The 18,873-nt window shown below is 73.0% G+C and carries 18 protein-coding genes; 10 read left to right on the top strand and 8 right to left on the bottom strand.

Annotated features, from left to right (window positions below; genetic code table 11):
- Nucleotides 1-130: 130 nt before the first annotated feature.
- Together BU204_RS02850 and BU204_RS02845 are read right to left on the bottom strand one after the other, a co-directional pair.
- Nucleotides 131-772 (bottom strand): hypothetical protein, encoded by a 642-nt coding sequence (locus BU204_RS02850; protein ID WP_083660947.1) that lies wholly within the window; start codon nt 770-772, stop codon nt 131-133.
- A 193-nt stretch (nt 773-965) separates the two neighbouring features.
- Nucleotides 966-1,550, bottom strand: a complete 585-nt coding sequence (locus BU204_RS02845; RefSeq protein WP_075123905.1) for a CGNR zinc finger domain-containing protein — start codon at nt 1,548-1,550, stop codon at nt 966-968.
- A gap of 152 nt (nt 1,551-1,702) precedes the next feature.
- On the opposite strand from BU204_RS02845, the gene BU204_RS02840 reads away from it, so the two are divergent.
- From BU204_RS02840 to BU204_RS02815, 6 genes are all read left to right on the top strand, one after another.
- Nucleotides 1,703-2,167, top strand: a complete 465-nt coding sequence (locus BU204_RS02840; RefSeq protein WP_075123904.1) for a VOC family protein — start codon at nt 1,703-1,705, stop codon at nt 2,165-2,167.
- 32 nt (nt 2,168-2,199) lie between these two features.
- Nucleotides 2,200-3,126 carry a pyridoxamine 5'-phosphate oxidase family protein gene (locus BU204_RS02835; protein WP_075123903.1) on the top strand — a complete coding sequence of 309 codons (927 nt, stop codon included), beginning with the start codon at nt 2,200-2,202 and terminating at the stop codon, nt 3,124-3,126.
- 2 nt (nt 3,127-3,128) lie between these two features.
- The gene (locus BU204_RS02830) at nt 3,129-3,353 is read left to right on the top strand and encodes a ferredoxin (RefSeq protein WP_075123902.1); all 225 of its coding nucleotides are present in this window, start codon (nt 3,129-3,131) and stop codon (nt 3,351-3,353) included.
- On the top strand, nt 3,350-4,552 hold the full coding sequence (locus BU204_RS02825; RefSeq protein ID WP_075123901.1) for an NAD(P)/FAD-dependent oxidoreductase: 1,203 nt from the start codon (nt 3,350-3,352) through the stop codon (nt 4,550-4,552). Before BU204_RS02830 ends, BU204_RS02825 begins: the two co-directional genes overlap by 4 nt.
- Before the next feature lie 172 nt (nt 4,553-4,724).
- The gene (locus BU204_RS02820) at nt 4,725-5,639 is read left to right on the top strand and encodes a hypothetical protein (RefSeq protein WP_143229271.1); all 915 of its coding nucleotides are present in this window, start codon (nt 4,725-4,727) and stop codon (nt 5,637-5,639) included.
- Between the two features lie 92 nt (nt 5,640-5,731).
- Complete coding sequence (locus BU204_RS02815) at nt 5,732-7,873, top strand: SGNH/GDSL hydrolase family protein (protein ID WP_075123899.1); 2,142 nt, start codon at nt 5,732-5,734, stop codon at nt 7,871-7,873.
- Between the two features lie 69 nt (nt 7,874-7,942).
- On the opposite strand, the gene BU204_RS02810 is transcribed toward BU204_RS02815, so the two are convergent.
- Nucleotides 7,943-8,518 (bottom strand): TetR/AcrR family transcriptional regulator, encoded by a 576-nt coding sequence (locus tag BU204_RS02810; protein ID WP_075123898.1) that lies wholly within the window; start codon nt 8,516-8,518, stop codon nt 7,943-7,945.
- A 77-nt stretch (nt 8,519-8,595) separates the two neighbouring features.
- Here BU204_RS02810 and BU204_RS02805 point away from each other — a divergent pair, with 77 nt between their 5' ends.
- Nucleotides 8,596-9,312 carry an MBL fold metallo-hydrolase gene (locus tag BU204_RS02805; protein WP_075123897.1) on the top strand — a complete coding sequence of 239 codons (717 nt, stop codon included), beginning with the start codon at nt 8,596-8,598 and terminating at the stop codon, nt 9,310-9,312.
- 137 nt (nt 9,313-9,449) lie between these two features.
- Nucleotides 9,450-9,791 carry a VOC family protein gene (locus tag BU204_RS02800; protein ID WP_075123951.1) on the top strand — a complete coding sequence of 114 codons (342 nt, stop codon included), beginning with the start codon at nt 9,450-9,452 and terminating at the stop codon, nt 9,789-9,791.
- A 71-nt stretch (nt 9,792-9,862) separates the two neighbouring features.
- On the opposite strand, the gene BU204_RS02795 is transcribed toward BU204_RS02800, so the two are convergent.
- Complete coding sequence (locus tag BU204_RS02795) at nt 9,863-10,999, bottom strand: trypsin-like serine peptidase (protein ID WP_158073386.1); 1,137 nt, start codon at nt 10,997-10,999, stop codon at nt 9,863-9,865.
- A gap of 162 nt (nt 11,000-11,161) precedes the next feature.
- Here BU204_RS02795 and BU204_RS38830 point away from each other — a divergent pair, with 162 nt between their 5' ends.
- Nucleotides 11,162-12,154: a calcium-binding protein gene (locus BU204_RS38830; RefSeq protein WP_075123895.1), complete on the top strand. Its 993-nt coding sequence runs from the start codon at nt 11,162-11,164 to the stop codon at nt 12,152-12,154.
- Nucleotides 12,155-12,207: 53 nt separating this feature from the next.
- On the top strand, nt 12,208-15,168 hold the full coding sequence (locus BU204_RS38825) for an AfsR/SARP family transcriptional regulator (RefSeq protein ID WP_075123894.1): 2,961 nt from the start codon (nt 12,208-12,210) through the stop codon (nt 15,166-15,168).
- Nucleotides 15,169-15,174: 6 nt separating this feature from the next.
- On the opposite strand, the gene BU204_RS02780 is transcribed toward BU204_RS38825, so the two are convergent.
- From BU204_RS02780 to BU204_RS02765, 4 genes are all read right to left on the bottom strand, one after another.
- Nucleotides 15,175-15,834: a methionine ABC transporter permease gene (locus BU204_RS02780; RefSeq protein ID WP_075123893.1), complete on the bottom strand. Its 660-nt coding sequence runs from the start codon at nt 15,832-15,834 to the stop codon at nt 15,175-15,177.
- On the bottom strand, nt 15,834-16,862 hold the full coding sequence (locus BU204_RS02775) for a methionine ABC transporter ATP-binding protein (protein ID WP_075123892.1): 1,029 nt from the start codon (nt 16,860-16,862) through the stop codon (nt 15,834-15,836). The genes BU204_RS02780 and BU204_RS02775 overlap by 1 nt, the downstream gene beginning before the upstream one ends.
- Nucleotides 16,863-16,866: 4 nt before the next feature.
- Nucleotides 16,867-17,778 (bottom strand): MetQ/NlpA family ABC transporter substrate-binding protein, encoded by a 912-nt coding sequence (locus BU204_RS02770; protein ID WP_075123891.1) that lies wholly within the window; start codon nt 17,776-17,778, stop codon nt 16,867-16,869.
- Between the two features lie 88 nt (nt 17,779-17,866).
- Entirely contained in the window at nt 17,867-18,820 is a 954-nt protein-coding gene (locus BU204_RS02765; RefSeq protein WP_075123890.1) for a TIGR03564 family F420-dependent LLM class oxidoreductase, read from the bottom strand.
- Nucleotides 18,821-18,873: the final 53 nt, after the last annotated feature.

Here is an 18,873-nt window from a genome sequence, read left to right as displayed (position 1 = left end):
CGCTCATCCGTCGCCCCCCAGTGGCGTATTTCCGAACGCTCGGCAAACTAGACGACGAGCACCCACGAATGGTTCCACGGAATTCCCGGCCGCGGTCGTCCCGGGCGAAGAGCAGGGGAATTATCGCGCCCTAGCGTCGGGGTATCCAGGCGGCGACCTCGGCGATGGCGTCGAGCACCCGGTCGTCGAACAGCCCGGTCGCGGGCTCGGCCTCGGCGGTGACCGCCACCGCGCCGGCCACCCTCGAGTCGTAGTGCTGTCCGGTGAGCTCGACGCCGCCGATGGGTCTGACGTACCCGGTACCGAAGTCGTCGCTGATGCCCAGGTAGCGGCCGGCGGCCGCCCGGCCACGGAACTCCACCCAGGCGACCGCGACCACGGCGACGTTCCCGCTCCCGTCGCCGAGCACGACGAGCAGTCGGTCGAGGCGGCGGCACGGGGTGCTGGCCAGGAACCGCTGGACCTGCCCGGTGGAGTGGGTGACGCACTCGCCGTACCGCTCGGCGCGCTCCCGCAGCTGGCGCAGCCCCATGCGCTGCCAGGCGCTCCTGGTGTCGCCGCGCCGTGCGGCGCTCTTCGCGTCCGCCTTCTTCGCCCCGAGGTTCCTCGCCAGCGTGGACTGCGCCGCCCCGCCGGCGGAGGAGCCGAGGGCTCCCCCGCCCACGACCCCACCGCCACCGCCGAAGATCACGATCGCGGCCACCGCCGCCACGGTCGCCGTGCCGACACCGCCCTTTCCCCCGCCCGGGCTCGACCGGCGGTACGAGCGCACCCGGTGACCCGCGCGCGTATGCGACCTGACGTTGACCATGAAATCCCCCGGCCGAATTGGCGACAGGTCAGCGATGTTATGCGGCATACCGACCGGGACAATGCTCATTTGACACACACCCGAAAGGACATTCGCCTCACCGCACTTCCGCGACGGCCGGTGCGGTGCGTCGGCCGGGCCACGGCGGAGCCGATCAGCGCGTGCCGTCCGGCCGGGGTTGCTTCTGGCGCTGGTAGTGGCGCGATGCCTTGGCGCGGTTGCCGCAGCCGGCCATCGAGCACCATCGGCGGTTGCCGTTCTTGGACACGTCGTAGAAGTGCAGGACGCAGTCGGGGTTCGCACAGCGCCGGAGGCGGGCCGGGTTCTCCTCCAGCAGGCGCAGGTAGTCGGCCGCGGCGAGCCAGGCGGGCAGCTGGCCGGGCGGATCGGTCTCCACCGCCGTCTCCGGACCCGTGGGTCCCAGCGACCGGCGCAGCCAGCCGTGGCCCAGCGTCCGGTTGAGCGCGGCACGCGCCGTCCCCGAGTCGTCGTCGCCGGTCACCAGGGTCCACAGGGTGTCCCGGACCGCCAGCAGCACGTCCAACGTCTGCCGGTCGGGAGTCACGTCCCCGGCCAGGCCGGCTGACCTCAGCCAGGTGGCCAGTCCGTCCACCGTCGCCAGGAGGTCGTGGCGAACGCCGTGGTCGATCCAGCGGGTGTTGAGCAGGTCGAGCGCCAGCGGCTCGCCCGTCAGCGGACGCGGGTCCGTGGTGGTGACGTGGCTCGGACCTCCCGACACGGGGTCTGCCTCCTCTCGGCTCGCGGCTCGACACCCGAAGTCTAACCGGTCAACAGAATTACGGCGGTTGACACCTGTTTTTCTAACCATTAGAGTCCCTTTCATTGGTTAGGACCCCGGCCACCGCGGCCGGACAACTGGGAGGTACGCACATGGGACAGTCCGTAGCGATCAGCGCGCTCCAGACCGGGCACGTCGGCCTGAACGTCACCGACATCGAGCGGTCACTGCCGTTCTACGTCGAGGTGTTCGGCTTCGAGGTGCTCTCCGAGGGCAAGGACGAGGGCCGCCGGTGGGCCTTCCTCGGCCGCGAAGGGCGGCTGCTGGTGACCCTCTGGCAGCAGAGCCGCTCGGGCTTCGCCGCGTCCTCGGCGGGGCTGCACCACCTGTCCTTCCAGGTGGAGGCGATCGACGAGGTGCGGGCGGTCGAGCAGGTGCTGCGCGGCCTGGACGCCTCGTTCCAGTACGACGGCGTCGTGCCGCACGGTGAGGGTGCCTCCTCCGGCGGCATCTTCTTCAGCGACCCGGACGGCATCCGCCTGGAGGTCTACGCACCGACCGGCGCTGACACCGCTCCCGCACCGGCGGGGGCCGCACCCACCTGCGGGTTCTTCTGAGGGCTCGCAGGGCGACAGGGAAGGAACGCGCTGTGCCGGACGTCTACCACGAGGGCGAACGCGCCGTGCAGGCACGCGCCGGCGTGCTCGACCAGGCGGAGTTCTCCTCGGCCGCCATTCACGCCCGCATCCCGGACGTGGCCCGGGACTTCCTCGCCGGGCAGGTCATGCTGGTGCTCGGCGCGGCCGACCGGGACGGGCGGCCGTGGGCGTCCCTGCTGACGGGGGCGCCCGGATTCCTGCGGGCGCAGGGGGACAGCGCGCTGTCCGTCGACGCGCTCCCCGTTCCGGGCGACCCCCTGCACGCCGAGCTCGCGGGTGCCGCCGAGCCCTTCCCCGTGGGCATGGTCGCCGTCGACTTCGCCGGCCGGCGCCGCATGCGGATGAACGGCCGCGCCACCGCCGCCGGCCTCGGCGTCCGCGTGCGGCTCGACCAGGTGTACGCCAACTGTCCCAAGTACATCCAGAAACGGGAACCGCGGTGGACGGGGACCGTCCCCGCCGCTCCCCTGCGCACCGAGGGGCTCCGGGACGGCCAGGCCGCACTGGTGACGCTGGCCGACACGTTCTTCGTCGCGACGGCGGACCGCGAGGGGAACGCCGACGCGTCGCACCGCGGCGGCAACCCCGGCTTCGTCGAGGTCCTCTCGCCCACCCGGCTGCGCTGGCCCGACTACGTCGGGAACTCGATGTTCGGGACGCTCGGCAACCTCGAGGTCAACCCCGCGGCGGGCCTCCTCTTTCCCGACTGGGAGACCGGAGACACGCTCCAGCTCACCGGCACCGCGCGGGTGGACTGGGACGCGCGACGCGCGGCGGCCGTACCAGGGGCGCAACGGCTTGTCGAGTTCACCGTGGACGAGGTCGTCCAGCTCCGCGGCTCCAGCCCGCTGCGCTGGAGCGCCCCGGTCCGTTCCCGCTTCAACCCGCCAACCGTCCACTCGGAAAGGGTGGGATGAACATGAGAGTGCACGTGGACATGGAGCTGTGCCAGAGCCACGGGCAGTGCGTCTTCGCCGCTCCGGCGGTCTTCTCCTTCGACGAGGACGACAACCTCGTCCACCAGGAGACCGCCGCCGAGAGCATGCGGGAGGCCGTGGTCAGGGCGGCGGCCGCCTGCCCCGTCCGGGCCGTCCACGTCGGACCTCCCGACGAGGGCGACGTCAGCGGTGGGGCCGCGGCATGAGCCAGGGTCTCCAGGGGGCCGGCATCCTGGTCGTCGGCGCCTCGCTCGCCGGGCTGCGCGCCTGCGTGGTCCTCCGCGAGCTGGGGTACGACGGCCGCCTGACGGTGGTCGGCGACGAACCCCATCTCCCCTACGACCGGCCGCCGCTGTCCAAGGGGTTCCTCGTCAACCAGGACGAGGACGTGCGCCTGCCGCTCCCGGACGGGCTCGACATCGACTGGCGGCTGGGCCGGCGCGCGAGGGCGCTGGACCTCGGCGCCCGCACCGTGGAGGTCGACGACGGCACCCTCCTTCCCTTCGCGGGTCTCGTGATCGCGACCGGTTCCACCGCCCGGCGCTGGCCAGGGCCCACACCCGCCGTCGGCGTCCACGTCCTGCGTGGACTGGACGACGCCCGCGCGCTGCGGACCGCCCTGCGCCGCGGCGGGCGGCTGCTGGTGCTGGGCGCGGGTTTCCTCGGCAGCGAGGTCGCGGCGAGCGCACACGGCGCCGGCGTCCCGGTGACCGTCGTCGAGCCGGAGCCCCAGCCGATGCGCCGCGCGGTGGGCGAGGCCGCCGGAGCGTTCGTCGCCGCGCTGCACCGGCGGGCCGGCGTCGACCTCAGGACCTCGACCACCGCGGTGTCCCTCATCGGTGACCCGACGTTCACCGGCGCGCGCCTCTCCGACGGGACGGAGGTGAGGGCCGGGGCTGCCGTGGTCGCCGTTGGCGCGGCGCCCTCGACCGACTGGCTGGCCGGCTCCGGCCTGCGCGTCGCGGGTGGAGTCGTGTGCGACCACCACGCCCGCGTGCTCCTCGAGGACGGCACCCCCGCCCCCGCCGTGGTGGCCGCCGGTGACGTCACCCGCTGGCCGCACCCGTGGGCGCCAGGCCCCGGTCTCACGCTCGGGCACTGGAGCCATGCCACCGAGCAGGCCGACACGGCCGCGCGGTCGCTGCTCCGCCCGCAGATCCCGGCGGTGTACCGCCCCGTGCCCTCGTTCTGGTCGGACCAGTACGGCGTCCGGTTCCGCTCGGTCGGGCTCCCCGCACTAGCCGACTCGGCGGAGGTGCGCGAGAACGACCCGGACGCGCGCCGGTTGGACGTCGCCTACTACCGGCAGGGCCGGCTGGTCGGGGCGTTCACCGCCAACCGGGTGGGCAGGACCGCGGCCTACCGGGCGCGACTCGCGACGGAGCTGCACGAGCTCGCCGGGTGAGGGGCGTTCAGCGTGGGCCCTTCGGCCTGAGCGACTCGCCGAGCCCGCGCGGCTGACCCTGACGCCGGCTCGGCACGGACGCGGCGACGTGTGGTCGCCGGACGTTTCCGGTGCGGTCGGTTTCCGCCGGTACCGTAGCGTCCAGCGGGTGCGGCGAGGGAGAGAGTGGACAGTGGGGCGGACTGCGGCCGGCGTGGTGGTGCTCGCGTTGCTTGCCGTCGGCTGTAGCGCCGACGACGGGACGAGCTGGGGCAGAAGGCTGGGCCAACCCGTCGCCCTGCTCGACCGGCTCACCCCGGGCGAGACCACGCGCGCCGTGGTCGTGGACCTCCGGGCCGCGCGCGAGAAGCTCGGGGTCGGCGCGGTCGACCCGCGCACCGGGTCGTTCGAGGACCCGGCGCGGCGCCACTACGCCGACCTGTACGCCGCCGCCTTCCCGTTGACCGGCGAGCCACGGCAGCTGCCGGTGCTCGACGCGGTCGACCTCGGTCGGGTGTCCGCCGTCGCCAGCAACGGCTACCTCGGCGAGGAGGCGGTGGCCGTGCTGGCCACCGACCAGCCCTTCGACGAGGTCGCCGCGGCGCTGGTGGCCGCCGGCTACACCCGGGACGGTTCCCTGGTGCGCGAGGAGGACCCGGCGCGGACGGAGTTCGCCGGGGCGGCGTCGGTGGTGGCCGGCGGGGAGGGCGTCATCGCCGTCGGCCGGTCCGTCGACATCGTGCGGGCCGCCGCCGAGGGCACCGCCCCCGGAATCCGCGGCGTGGTGCGCTCGCTGGTCGACGAGCTGTCCGCACCGGCCGCCGCCGCCTACGAGTACGGAATGGACTGTCCACGGGCGCTCGCGGTCGCCGACGACGTGGACGAGGACCGCGGCCGCCTGGTCGTGGTGGCCGACTCACCCGACGCCGAGCGGCTGACCGCGGACGACCCCGACGCCGCGTCGTTCGCCGACATGCGCTTCGAGCGGCCCTCGGTCGACGCCGACCGGGTGACCGTCGCGATGGACTACTCGTCGGACACCGGCGCGATCTCGCCGCTGGTCAGGATTCTCGAGCTGGTCATCGGGGACGTCTACGACTGCGGCTGAGCGTCGCGCGCCGGAAGTTTCCGCTACCCGTTCCCGGTGCGGCGCTGGAGGATCCGGCGTAGGCAACGTCCGCAACGCGACGGAGGTTTTCGATGCGTGCTCGTGACCGGGGCCGTGCCTTCGGTCGGATCGTGGCGCTCGGCGCCGCGCTGGCCGTGCTCTGTGCCGCCGCGCCGGAGGCCGCCACCGCGGCGCCCGGTGCGCAACGGCAACCGGGGCAGCAGCAACAGAAGCGGGTACTCAAGCTCGTCGTCGTCGGAGACTCGTTCTCCTCGGGCGAGGGCATCCGGGGCACCTACATCGAGGCGCGTGACCCGCGCCACCAGTCCAGGGAGAGCGCGGCGATCCAGGCGGCCGCGCGGCTGCAGGCGGCGAACCCGGGCCTCCAGGTCGAGGTGACCATCGTGGCCTCCTCCGGCGCGACGACCTCGGACGTGTTCGAGACCCAGCGCAAGGACCCGGCGGCGACGATCCCGGGCGGCACCCCGCAGAACCCACTCGACCAGAGCACCTGGCACCACGACAACGACCTCGCGGTCAACTACGCGCAGCTGGACCAGATCCCGGCGGACGCCGACGCGATCATCATCGGGCTCGGCGGCAACGACTCGCTCTTCGGTCCGCTCGTCAAGTCGATGGTCACCTCGTTCGTGGCCGCGCAGCGGGGGGAGGCCCGGGCTCTGCAGGGCGCGGCGGACCAGATTCTCGACAACACCAAACCGGACGAGTTCTACCGGCAGCAGGCCGACGACTATCCGGACGGCTACGCGCCCACGCTGATCGCCCGGCTGCTCCAGGTGACCCAGGCGATCCAGAACAAGGCGAAGAACGCCGCGTTGTTCCTCCAGAACTACCCGGTAGGCGTCGACCCGAACAAGCCCTCGTGGTCGGACATGCTGGGCGAGGACCTGGGTGAGACGGACCTGCGGCGGATGCAGAACTTCGCGGGTCTGGTGAACTCCGCGATCGAGCGGGCCGTCCAGATCTGCCAGTGCGCCAAGCTCGCCGACGTGTCGAAGGCACTGGAGGGGCGCGAGCTCAACAGCGACAACCCGGCGATCAACAGCGTGTGGTTCGGCACCCGGGGCGACGCGGGCCAGATGAAGATGAGCGAGCCGTTCCACCCGAACCGCGAGGGCGCGGCTCTCATGTCCGACGACATCGGCACGACGCTGGCGCGCGACCTCGGTCTCACCGTGCCCGAGCGGCAGAAGGACGCGCCCACCGACACCAGCGGGGTCATGGTCAGGAACACGGCGGCGCCGGACACCGACCGCGACGGCCGTGCCGACTACGCGGACGGGGACTGGGACGGCGACGGGTACGCCAACTTCGCCGACCAGGACCCGAACGTCGCGAACCCGCCTCCGCCGGTCCGCAAGCCCAGGACCGACACCGCGCCACCGAGGGCTCGGGGATCGCGCGGAGACAGCGGCCCGAACACCCGGGACGGCGCCGACCGAGGGGCCGACCGGGGTGCGCTCGGCCCGAGCGGCCCCGCCCCGGGTCCACGCGACACCGGAACCGACCCGGCGCCACCGCCTCGACGCCCGGGCGACGGCAACGGCGCCGCCGGCGGCGACGGCACCCCGCCACCGTCACCGGCTCCCCAGCAACCGAACCCCCAGCCACCGACCTCGCACCCACCGAGGCCGCAACCACCGAGGCCGCAACCCCCCACCCCTCGGCCGCCGACTCCCCAACCGCCGAACCCCCAACCGCCGAACCCCCAGCCGCCCACGCCACCCAACCCGCCGAACTCCGGCGGCGGGCCAGCGCCCCAGCCGCCGACACCTCCGCGGCAGGACGGCAACGCCGGCGGGGGAACGACCCAACCGAAACCGGCGAGCGCCCGGAAGCTCAGCTCACCGGTCATCCCGCCCTCGACCCCGATGCGGACACCGTCGCCGCCGAACCTGCCGAAGACGCCGTCCACGCCCCGATTCGACCCCAACTTCCACCCCCAGGGAGTCCGGCAGCCGAACATCGGCGGTGGCGTGCTCGGGGTGAAACCGCCGACCCCGCCCGGCCCCACCCTGCCCTCGCCCCGCACCCCCATCAGCCCGTACCCGCTGGGCGGCGGCAAGAGAACCGACCCGCCGCTGTCGGGTTCGAAGGTCCCCGACGACGGCTCGCCGCTGTCCCCACCACCCACGCAGCCGTCGCCGCCACCGACGACGACGCCACCCCAACAGAGCCCGGGCAGCGGATCGGGCAGTACGCCGGTCTCCTGACCCGTGGCCGCGGCGCCGCGCCGACCGGTTCTCCGCGACGGTGTCGTCACCGCCCCGGCGGCGCCGCGGTCACACCGGGCCCTCCTCCGACGTGGTCAGGGCGGCCGCGAGCCGGCTGATCCCGTACTCGAAGGCGCGCTCGACATCCCCGCCCAGGTTGAAGGCGTTCGCCAGCTCCATGCTGACGAAGCCGTGCGCCCAGGCAGTGATCGTCCGGGCCGCCTCGAGCGCCCTGGCGGGCCCGGCCAGCTCCGCGGCCGCCCGCAGCACGGGGGCGGCCGCCGCGCTGAGCGAACCGACGCTCGGCCTGCTCACCTCGGACACCGCGGCGAAGATCAGGCGGTAACCGGCCGGGTGCGCGTGGGCGAACGCCCGGAAGGCCCGGCACAGCTCCGCCAGGTCCCGCCGCGTCTCTCCGCCGACCGCCACCGCGGCGAGCTGCTCGCCCAGCTCGCGGACGGTGTCCTCGATGGCCAGCCGGACGAGGTCGTCGCGGTTGCGCACCCGTTTGTAGAGCGACGGTGCCCGCACCCCGACGCGGACGGCGACCGCCTGCATGGTCAGGTTCGCGAGCCCTTCCTCCTCCACGATGGTCCGGGCCGCTCCCACGATGTCGGCGAGCGAGGCCCGTTCGGGGGTGGGCATCCGTTCTCCTTCCGCTCCGGTGTCGCGTTCATCATAGCTATGGGCAGTAGCCATGATGGCTATGTATCGTAGCCATCATGAAGTTGGGAACCCACCTGCACCGGATCGGCAACGACCTGGTCGCCGTCCACCTGATCGTGACCGACGAGGGGGTCACCGTCGTCGACGCCGGACTCGCCGGTCACTGGCGAGAGCTGACCGCCGAGCTGGCCGCGCTGGGCCGCTCGGTCGACGACATCCGCGGCGTCGTCCTCACCCACGGCGACACCGACCACCTCGGCTTCGCCGAACGCCTCCGCCGGGACCACGGCGTCCCGGTGTACGTCCACGGCGCGGACGCGGCCCGCGCCCGGGGCGAGACGAGGCCCAAGCCCGACTGGGGCGGCGGGATGAAGCTCGGTGCGACCGCCCGGTTCCTCGGGTACGCCGCCCGCAAGGGCGGCCTGCGCACCACCTACCTCACCGAGGTGGTCGAGGTGGCGGACGGCGACGTCCTGGACCTCCCGGGCGCGCCGCGCGTTATCGGCATGCCCGGCCACTCCCCCGGCAGCGTCGCCGTCCACTCCCCCGCCGCCGACGCCGTGTTCGCCGGCGACGCCCTCACCACGCGGCACGTCCTGACCGGCCGACACGGTCCCCAACCGGCTCCGTTCACCGACGACCCCGACCAGGCCCTCGCCTCACTCGAGCGCCTCACCCACGTTGAGGCGGGCTGGCTGCTCCCCGGCCACGGCGCCCCCTGGAACGGCGGCGTCGACGAGGCGATCCGCAGGACCAGAGCGGCCGGCCGCTGAGCGCGAGTTGGTGACCGGCGTCGAGTTCCGCCCCGGCCGTTCGTCTTCTCCACGAGGACCGCGTCGAGCGGGCTGTCGAGAACGGGGCCGCCCGACCGTCCTTGGTGCGTCACGACGACGACATCGAAGGGATCGACATGTCCGGAGACATCGCCTGGGTGGAACTGCCCGCAGCCGACACGACGAAGGCCCGCACCTTCTACGGCGGCCTGTTCGGCTGGACCACGACCGAGTTCGGCGGCGACTACCACACCGTCGACAACGGGCCCGCCGGCGCGATCGCGCCTCGTGCGGAGACGTTCACGCACCCGCGGGTGTACTTCGCCACCGACGACGTCGAGGTCTCGGTCAAACGCGTCCACGAGCTCGGTGGCACCGCCGAGGAGATCCAGGACGTGCCCGGCGTCGGGCGCCTGGTGCACTGCCGGGACGACCAGGGCACGCCGTTCAGCCTGTACGAACCGGCGGCGCAGGCCTGAGGGGTATACGGGCGAAGCCCCTGGGGAACGACGGTGTCCCCAGGGGCTTCGCCCGTGTGCTCCTTCCTCCGCTACTCGCAGGGGTGGTCGTTGAACGCGCTCGGGGAGACGCGGATCCAGTTGCAGAAGTTCGCCGAACGGGCGGAGGTCACCCGGGTGCCCCAGTTGCCGTGGTACGCCACGATCCCGATGACCCGCCGGTCGCCGTTGTTGTACTTGTAGATCGGTGATCCACTCTGTCCGCTCTGGATGTCGGCCTGCGTGCCGATCTGGTTGGTCGTCAGGAGGAACGGCGAGTTGTCGTCACCGTAGAGGTAGTTGTCGCACCTCTTGCTCGGTGACGGCGACGCGGCGCAGGTGTAGGACCAGCCCGGGTAGCCGAACGTCCAGTGCGCGCCGGTGTGCCCGGTGCTCCGCCAGCCCAGCCAGCCGAGGTTCGCGGTGTCCGCGCGGTCCTCGAGCACGATCATCCCGTAGTCGTAGGCCGGGTCGGCGTGGTCGAACCAGCCGGAGACGCTGAAGTACCAGGCGTGGTTCTTCAGACCGTTGGGGAACGAGTTGATCCCGTTCTGCCCGGGTGCCACCTTGCGGTTGGTGTACCAGCCCTGCCCGGAGCCCCCGCCACCCTGGTGGATGCAGTGGCCCGCGGTCAGGAAGTGGCGCGGCCCGATCAGGGCGCCGGAGCAGTTCGAGGTCGTCGCGTTCGGGGCGAGGATGGAGCCCATCGCGCGCCACGGGTAGCTGGTCGTGGCCGCGCGCCTGGTGCGGTCGTCGGCGCCGAAGATCGTGCGCGTCTCGACCGGCCGAGCGGGACGGGGCTCGCCCTCGTCCTCGGCCCCGCCCGCCTCGCTCGGCCTGGTCTCCACCGGACCCGCCGGAGGCGGGGTGGTCTGCCGGTACAGCCGACCGTCCGGCGAGATCGCGACCCCCAGCTCGTAGTTGACCGGCCGGGCCACGTCGAGCTGGGTGGCCTGCTCCTCGGTGAGCGTCGGCGTCTCCGGCTGCGCGTTGGCGTCGGCGATGGTGGCCAGCCCCACGCACTGCCAGTCGCCGCGCTGGTCCAGCGCCGTCGCCGGCCGCTCCGCACAGGGGTCGGGCGCCGGTGCCGCGCTCGCCGCGCTCGTCGCGGTCGCCGTCGACACCCCCGTCGTGGCGAGCAGGGCCCCCACCGCCATCAGCGTCAGTACGTGCCGTTTTCGTGCTGTCATCTCGTCTTCCTCTCGGCTCGATGCCTGTGGGCACAGCCAAGACGTGGCCGGTTGCGGCCGTGCTGGCCGCGGGTTGTACATCCCCGCAACCGAGCCACAACCCGGCCACAACCCGTGCCGCGAACCCTCACCGCGTACGTCACATCGACAGGGGAGACGCTGATGAGCGTGGTGGCCGGGTTCATGGTGGGACTGGCGGTGGCGCAGGGAGTGACGCCGGCCGCCGCGACCCCTACCTCCGTCCAGTTGGTACAGGGCGAGCTGACCGTCAGCGCGGGTGCCGACGGCGCGAACCGGCTCGTCGCCGCGGTGCGGGGCGACCGGCTGTACCTCACCGACGCGCTGCCGCTGGAGTCCAGGGCCGGCTGCCAGCAGGTGACCGGGACCGAGGTCGCGTGCCCGCTCGGCGACGTGCGCTCGGTGTCCTTCCAGCTCGGCGAGGGCGACGACAACGCCGCGTTCCACGTGCTGGTTCCGGTCGCCGGCAGCGGCGGGCCGGGGAACGACAAGATCCTCGGCGGTCGGACCGACGACGCCCTCTCCGGAGGCGCCGGCGACGACACGATCCACGGCAACGGCGGCGCGGACACCCTCGACGGCGGCGCCGGCAAGGACGCGATCCACGGCGGGGCGGGCGGCGACCAGCTCTACGGGGACGGCAAGTCCAGCGAGAGCGGCTGCCTCGGCCAACCCTGCTCGGACACGGTGCACGGCGACGAGGGCGACGACCACCTGGCCGGCGGCGAGTCGGGCGACCACCTGTTCGGCGGCGACGGCGAGGACACGCTGGACGAGCCGATCTCGGGGGCGAACCGCCTCGACGGCGGCAAGGGCGACGACACGATCGTCGGTGCCGGCGCCGGCATGCGCGACATGGTCGTCTACGACCGCGTCGCCGCCGTCGGCGTCAACCTCTCCGCCACGTCCTACGACGGGCCGTCGGTCGAGCTGCCCGCCGGCCACGCCGGCGCCCTCGGCGCGAACGGCACCCTCGTCGAGCGGGACACGGTCACCGACGTGCACGACATCAGCACCGGCGACGGCGACGACGTCCTCATCGGGTCGGGCGGCAACCCGGTCATGATCAGCGGCGGCGGGTCCGACCTGTGCGATCCCGACGGCGACGACGGGGTGGAGCTGGCGCCCTGCACCTGATCGGTCCGCCGCGCGGGCGTCACGATCCTCCAGCCGGGAACGAGGATCTCCGTGTGGATGCGCCCGCGCGACTGCGCCTGCTCGGACCGCTCGACCTGACCGGCCCGGGCGGTGCGCTGCGCCTGTCCGGGTCCCGGCAGCGCGCCGTCCTGGCCCTGCTCGCACTGCGTGCTCCCGGCGTGGTGTCGCGGTCGGACCTGGTCGACGGGCTGTGGGGGGCGAACCCGCCGCGAACCGCGGTGAAGACCCTGCACAGCTACCTCGCCCGGGTCCGTCAGGCACTCGCGGCCGTCGGCCTCGGTGAGCTGCTGGTCACCAGGGAACCCGGGTACGCCCTGACGCTGCCGCCCGGATGCCTGGACGTCACCGAGTTCGCCGAGCACCTCGCGGCCGGACGACGAGCCGTGCAGGGCGGCGAGCCGGCCGCGGCCGCCGCCGAGCTGCGCGCCGCTCTCGCGCTGTGGCGTGGTGACCCGCTGGCCGACTGCCCGGTCGAGGACTGGGGCCAGGCCGAGGTGACCCGGCTGCGGGAGGCGGCGGTCGGCGCCGAGCAGACCCTGGCCGAGACCGAGCTGATGCTGGGCGAGCACGGCCAGGTGGCCGGCGACCTCGAACGGCTGGTGGTGCGGCATCCACTCCGGGAACGGCTGTGGGAGCTGCTGGTCGTCGCACACCACCGGGGCGGTCGTCCGGCCGAGGCGCTGCGCGCCTACCGGCGTGCCCGGGCCGTGCTGCACGACGAGCTGGGCGTGGACCCGGGACCGGGGCTGCGCCGGCTGGAGCGGGCGCTGCTCGCCGGGGACACCGAGCTGGACCCGGCGACGGCACCGGTCGCCGTGGCGACCAGAGCCCCGGCGGGACCGCCCCGCCCGGACCCCACGCCGCCGCCTCCGCTCGAGCGGCACCCGGCGGAGCGGACGGGTCTGGTCGGCCGGCAGCGTGAGCTGTCGGAGGTGCTCGCGGCGCTGGCCGTCGGCCGGCTGGTCACCCTCACCGGCCCGGGCGGCTGCGGGAAGACCCGGCTGGCGGTCGCCGCGATGGACCGGATCGCCGAAACGCGCGAGGCGGTGTTGGTCGACCTCGCGCCCGTCCGGGCACCGGAGCTGGTCGCCGACGCGGTCGCCACCGCGCTGCACGTCCCGGAGCAGCCGGGGACCGACCGGGCGGCCACCCTCGTCGAGGCGCTGGCCGACCGGGCCGTGCTCGTCGTCCTGGACAACTGCGAGCACCTCGTACGCGCGGTCGCGGGCCTGGTCGAGCGGCTGCTCGTACGCTGTTCGGGCCCGGCCTTCCTCGCGACGAGCCGGGAGGCGCTGCGGGTCGGCGGCGAGTCCGTCCTCGTGGTGCCGCCGCTGGCCGCACCCGATCCCGACGTGCCGAGGACGCTCGCCGAGCTGGCCACCTACGACTCCGTGCGGCTCTTCCTCGACCGCGCCGCCGAGCACGGGCGGCCGGCCTGCGAGGACGACGCACGGCACGTGGCCGCCCTGTGCGCCGCGCTCGACGGCCTGCCGTTGGCGATCGAGCTGGCGGCGGCACGCACGCCGGTGCTCACCCCCGCCCAGATCGTGCGACGGCTCCGGGACCGGTTCGGCCTGCTCGACCTCGCCACCCCGGCGGCGTCCTCCTCGGGCCGCCACCACGCCCTCGGCGCGGCTCTCGCCTGGAGCTACGAGCTGCTGTCGCCGGAGGAGGCGGCGTTGTTCGCCCGGCTCGGGGTGTTCGTCGGCGGGTTCTCGGTCGACGCGGCCGAGGCGGTGGCGACGCCCGGCCGGCCCCTCGACGCGCTCACCGCCCTGGTGGCCAGGTCACTGGTGCGGGCCGGACGCGACGGCGCCGCCACCCGGTTCACCATGCTGGAGACGATCGCCGCCTACGCCGCGGACCGGCTGGCCGCCGACCCGGTGGCCGAGGCCGCGACCCGACGGGCGCACGCACAGTTCTTCCTGACCTGCCTCGAGGAGGCCGTTCTCGACCCCACCGGCCTGCGCCTGCCCGGGCTGCGTGCCGATTACGGCAACCTGCGCGCGGCGATGGCGTGGTTCGCCGGCGCGAGGGCGACCGACGGCACGGGTGAGCTGCGCATGGCGACGGCGTTCGGCCGCTACTGCCGCCTGCAGGGCCACTACCGCGAGGGCCGGCGCTGGCTCGAGCAGGCCATCGCCAGGTCCGCCAGGGCCCCGTCCGACCTGCGGGTCGGGGCGTTGACAGCGGCGGCCTCCCTCGCCCTGGCGGCCTGCGACTACCCGGGGGCCGCACGCCACGCCACCGAGGCGCTCGAGCTGGCCACCGCCGCGGAGAACACGGGCCAGGTCGGCCGGCTGCTCGTCCTGCTCGGCGCGGTGGCCAGGGAACGGGCCGAGTACGTGCGTGCGCTCGGCTACTACCGGGCGGCCGCGACCGCCTTCCGCGCCGGCGGCGACCGGGCGGGCGCCGCCTTCGCTGTCCAGTTCGCCGGCGCGACGTCCTGGCAGGCCGGTGACCTTGACGCGGCGAGCCACGCGTTGAGCGCGAGTCTGGCCGTCCTGTGTGAGCAGGGTGACCGGCGCGGCGCCGCCTCCTCACGGGCCTACCTCGGGGCCGTCGCGCTCTACCGCGGCGACCGCGGGCGGGCCCGGTGGCTGCTCGACGAGTCACTGGACGCCTTTGGCGAGCTGGAGGACAAGGAGGGCATCGCGTGGTCGCTGAACCTCCTCGGCCTCGTCGAGTACGAGGAGGGTCGTCACGACGAAGCCGGGCGCATGCTCGAGACCAGCCTCGCGCTGCACCGGGAGCTCGGCGACCGGTGGCGCCAGGCCAGCGTGCTGGAGGCGCTCGCGGCGGTCGCCACCGCCTCGCTCGAGGTGGACCGCGCGGCCCGGCTGCTCCACCAGGCGGACGAGCTCCGAGCGATGATCGGGACGCCCGTGCCGCTGGTGGAGCGCGCCGCCCTCGACAGAGTGCGGGCCGCGGTCGGCAGCGCCGGCGGCGGAGACCGGCGCCGGCGCTTCACCCGCGTCGAGGGAGTGGCCTGAGGGCGGTCAGCGGCGCAGGATCCTTCGCGCGAGGACGTTGCCGGCGAACTGGGCGACCTGGACGATGACGACGATGGCGATCACCGCCACCCAGGTCACCGCCGGGTTGAACTGCCGGTAGCCGTAGACGATGGCGAAGTTGCCGAGCCCGCCGCCGCCGATGACACCCGCGATGGCCGACATGTCGACCAGCGCGACGAACACGAACGTGTAGCCGAGGATCAGCGGCCCGAGCGCTTCGGGGATCAGCACGGTGAGGATGGTCCGGAACCGGCCCGCTCCCATCGCCCGCGCTGCCTCGATCACCCCGGGGTCGACGCTGACGAGGTTCTGTTCGACGATCCGGCTGATGCCGAAGGCCGCGGCGAGAGACAGCGCGAAGATGATCGCCCTGTTCCCGATGCCGATGCCGACGACGAGCCGCGCGAGCGGCTGGACCGCGCCGATGAAGATGACGAACGGGATCGGGCGGAAGAAGTTCACCAGCACGTTCAGCACGATCGACACCGGCGCGTTGGCGAGCAGACCGCCCTTGCGGGTGACGTACAGGGCGACACCGATGACGAGGCCGCCGATCCCGCCGATCCCCAGCGTGACCGCGACGATGTAGAGCGTCTCGAGGACCGACTCCCAGAACAGGTCCCGCAGTTCCCACAGTCGTTCCATCACGCCGCCTCGGTGACCGCGACACGCTCGCGGAGGCGACCGAGCGCGTGGTCGATGGCGGCGTCCTCGCCCCGCAGCGCCAGGGTGAGGTTGCCGAACGACCGGCCCTGGATGTCCTCCATGCCACCGTGGACAAGTTCGAACTCGATGCCGCCGGAGATCAGCTCGGCGAACGCCTGCGACTGGGGCAGCGACTCGTCGTCGAACGAGAGCGTCACGAGCCGCCCGGTGTGGTTGGCACGCAACGACTCCAGGGTCGCGCCGGTGGGGACGCCGTCGATGAGCGTGCCGACGAACCGTTTCGTCGTGGGGTGGCGGGGCCTGGCGAACACGTCGAACGCGGCACCGTCCTCGACGACCCGGCCCCGCTCCATGACCACGACCCGGTCGGCGATCGCCCGCACGACCTCGAGCTCGTGGGTGATCACGACGGTGGTGATGCCCAGCTCCACGTTGACCTTCTTCAACAGCTGCAACACGTCCCGGGTGGTCTCCGGGTCCAGCGCGCTCGTCGCCTCGTCGGCCAGCAGCACCTTCGGGGACGTCGCCAACGCACGCGCGATGCCGACCCGCTGCTTCTGGCCGCCGGACAGCTGTTCGGGATAGCTGTGTGCCTTGTCCGCGAGCCCGACGAAGTGCAGCAGCTCCGAGATCCGCTTCTGGTGCTGGGACTTCGGCACCTGGGCGATCTGCAGGGGGTAGGCGATGTTGCCCCACACCGTCCGGGACGAGAACAGGTTGAACTGCTGGAAGATCATCCCGATTCCCAGCCGCACCTCGCGCAGCCGTCGTTCCGACAGGCCGGTGACCGTGGTGCCGTCGACCGTGACGGTGCCCGAGGTGGCTTTCTCGAGCGCGTTGACCAGCCGGACGAGCGTGGACTTGCCCGCGCCGGAGTAGCCGATGATGCCCGCGATCTCCCCCGCCTCGACGTGGAGGGTGACGTCCTCCACCGCGCTCACCGGGGCCGCGCCCCGGTGAGCCGGCGGGAAGACCTTCGACACGTTGTCCAGTTCGATGATCGCCATCGGGTCACTTCTGCGCAGCGGTGATCTTCTCGACGTCCGCCAGCGAGGCCCGCAGGTCCTCTGCCGGCGTCTTGGCGAACACCGCGGTGCCGCCGGAGACGTCCTGGAGACCGTCGAGCACGGACTGGGTGTTCTGGAAGATCTCGACGAGCTTGAGGTAGGTCGGGTTGTCCTTGTCCTTCTCGCGCGAGGCGAAGACGTTCACGTACGGCAGCGCCTTGGGGTCGGCCGGGTCGTCCTTGGCGATGGCGTCGTCGAAGGACAGTCCCGCGCGCTCGACGAAGTCGTTGTTGATGATCGCCGCGGCGAGGTCGTCGAGAGAGGTGGCGGTCAGCTCCGCGTCCAGCGCCGTCACCTTCACCTTCGACGCGGACTCGTCCACATCGGCCAGATCGGAGAAGATGGTGCCACCCGACTTGAGCTTGACCAGCCCCGCGGACTGCAGCACCAGCAGGCCCCGGGCCTGGTTGCTCGCGTCGTTGGGCACGGCGACCGTCTCGCCGGCCGGAATGGACTCCGTGGCGTCGAACTTCTTGGAGTACAGCCCGAGCGGGTAGGTGGCGGTCGCGCCGATCGGCGTCAGGTTCTGGTTGTTGGAGACGTTGTAGTCGGCGAGGTAGACGAGGTGCTGGAACTGGTTGAGGTCGAGCTCCCCCTCCGCGAGCGCCGGGTTCGGCTGGGCGTAGTCGGTGAAGTCGACTATCTCGACGGTGATGCCCTCGTCGGCCGCGGCCTGCTTGTAGGTCTCCCAGTACGGGTCGCTCGCCCCGACCACACCGATCCTGACCGTCTCCACGTCGTCACCGCCCCGGGTGACGGCGAACACCACCCCGGCGACCACCACAACGACCACCGCGGCGATCACCGCGAACAGCCCTACCCGCTTCTTCGGCGCCTCGACTAGCTCCTCGGACATTGCCGACCTTTCATCCCGTGTTGGTCATCAGCGCCGCGAACACTAGGTGCTTCTTGTGCCGCAAGGCATCTTGTTCTGCCATCCGAGATCACTCCACAAAGGAGTTGATCTGTGGTAACGAGATCGTTCGACGCAGCTCGCCGAGCAACCGCCACGTGCGCAGCCGGTCCTCGTCGGTGGTCAGGTCCGTCTGCGTGAGCACGACCTCGGTGGCGCCCGCATCGAAGTACCGAACGAGCTCGTCGGCGACGGTCTGCTCGTCGCCGAGCACGACCAGGTCCGCGGCCCGCTCCACACCGGACAGGGAGACGGTGCGTTGGTAGGACGGAATCTGGTCGTAGAACGCCGTGCTCGCGACAGCGGTCGCGCGCGCCGCGTCGACGTCGGCGGTCACCACGCCCGGCACCGCCGCCACGATCCGGGGTGCCGGGCGACCGGCCCGATCGGCCGCGCGTGTGATCGCCGGGACGATGTGGTTGGCCAACGCACGGGGGCCGGCCAGGAACGGGAGCGTGCCGTCGGCGAGCTCACCGGCGACGCGCAGCGCCTGCGGCCCCATCGCCGCCACGACCACCGACAGCGGCGAACCACCCGGCACCGCTGCCGACATGGGGGTACGTGCTACCAGCGTCTCCCCCACCACCTCGGCGGTGCCCGTCTCCACCACCGCCCGCAGCACGGTGAGGAACTCCCGCAACCGCAACACCGGCCGGTCGTGCGGCTCGCCGAACACCGGCTCAACGAACGCCCTGGCCCCCAGACCGAGGCCGAGCGTGAACCGTCCGCCGGTCGCCGCCTGTGTGGTCTGGGCCGCGCCGGCCACCGTCAGCGGATGCCGCCCGTACACCGGCACCACCGAGGTGCCGACCGCGAGACCCGGCACCTCCCGTCCGACAAAGCCGGCCAGTGCCACCGAGTCCACGTCGAACCGCTGCCCGAACCACGCCGACGCCACCCCGGCCTCGGCCGCCTGCCGCGCGTACGCGACCGCCGAGTCCACCGCGTTCCCGGTGCCGACCGGCACCACCACCCCAATGCTCATGCGCGCCCCAACACGCTCTCGCGGCGCCGTCTTCCCGCTCCCACGATCCGGGA

Origin of the sequence: Actinophytocola xanthii (assembly GCF_001921205.1) — a bacterium.
Taxonomy (GTDB): domain Bacteria; phylum Actinomycetota; class Actinomycetes; order Mycobacteriales; family Pseudonocardiaceae; genus Actinophytocola; species Actinophytocola xanthii.
This window is presented reverse-complemented; position numbering and strand designations above follow the sequence as displayed.

Bases quoted from the DNA above. Each gene is read 5' to 3' on its own strand.
- BU204_RS02840 (WP_075123904.1), top strand. From the start codon at position 1,703: ATGGGACAGTCCGTAGCGATCAGCGCGCTCCAGACCGGGCACGTCGGC.
- BU204_RS02830 (WP_075123902.1), top strand. From the start codon at position 3,129: ATGAGAGTGCACGTGGACATGGAGCTGTGCCAGAGCCACGGGCAGTGC.
- BU204_RS02825 (WP_075123901.1), top strand. From the start codon at position 3,350: ATGAGCCAGGGTCTCCAGGGGGCCGGCATCCTGGTCGTCGGCGCCTCG.
- BU204_RS02815 (WP_075123899.1), top strand. From the start codon at position 5,732: ATGCGTGCTCGTGACCGGGGCCGTGCCTTCGGTCGGATCGTGGCGCTC.
- BU204_RS02810 (WP_075123898.1), bottom strand. From the start codon at position 8,518: ATGCCCACCCCCGAACGGGCCTCGCTCGCCGACATCGTGGGAGCGGCC.
- BU204_RS02805 (WP_075123897.1), top strand. From the start codon at position 8,596: ATGAAGTTGGGAACCCACCTGCACCGGATCGGCAACGACCTGGTCGCC.
- BU204_RS02800 (WP_075123951.1), top strand. From the start codon at position 9,450: ATGTCCGGAGACATCGCCTGGGTGGAACTGCCCGCAGCCGACACGACG.
- BU204_RS02795 (WP_158073386.1), bottom strand. From the start codon at position 10,999: ATGACAGCACGAAAACGGCACGTACTGACGCTGATGGCGGTGGGGGCC.
- BU204_RS38830 (WP_075123895.1), top strand. From the start codon at position 11,162: ATGAGCGTGGTGGCCGGGTTCATGGTGGGACTGGCGGTGGCGCAGGGA.
- BU204_RS02780 (WP_075123893.1), bottom strand. From the start codon at position 15,834: ATGGAACGACTGTGGGAACTGCGGGACCTGTTCTGGGAGTCGGTCCTC.
- BU204_RS02775 (WP_075123892.1), bottom strand. From the start codon at position 16,862: ATGGCGATCATCGAACTGGACAACGTGTCGAAGGTCTTCCCGCCGGCT.
- BU204_RS02770 (WP_075123891.1), bottom strand. From the start codon at position 17,778: ATGTCCGAGGAGCTAGTCGAGGCGCCGAAGAAGCGGGTAGGGCTGTTC.
- BU204_RS02765 (WP_075123890.1), bottom strand. From the start codon at position 18,820: ATGAGCATTGGGGTGGTGGTGCCGGTCGGCACCGGGAACGCGGTGGAC.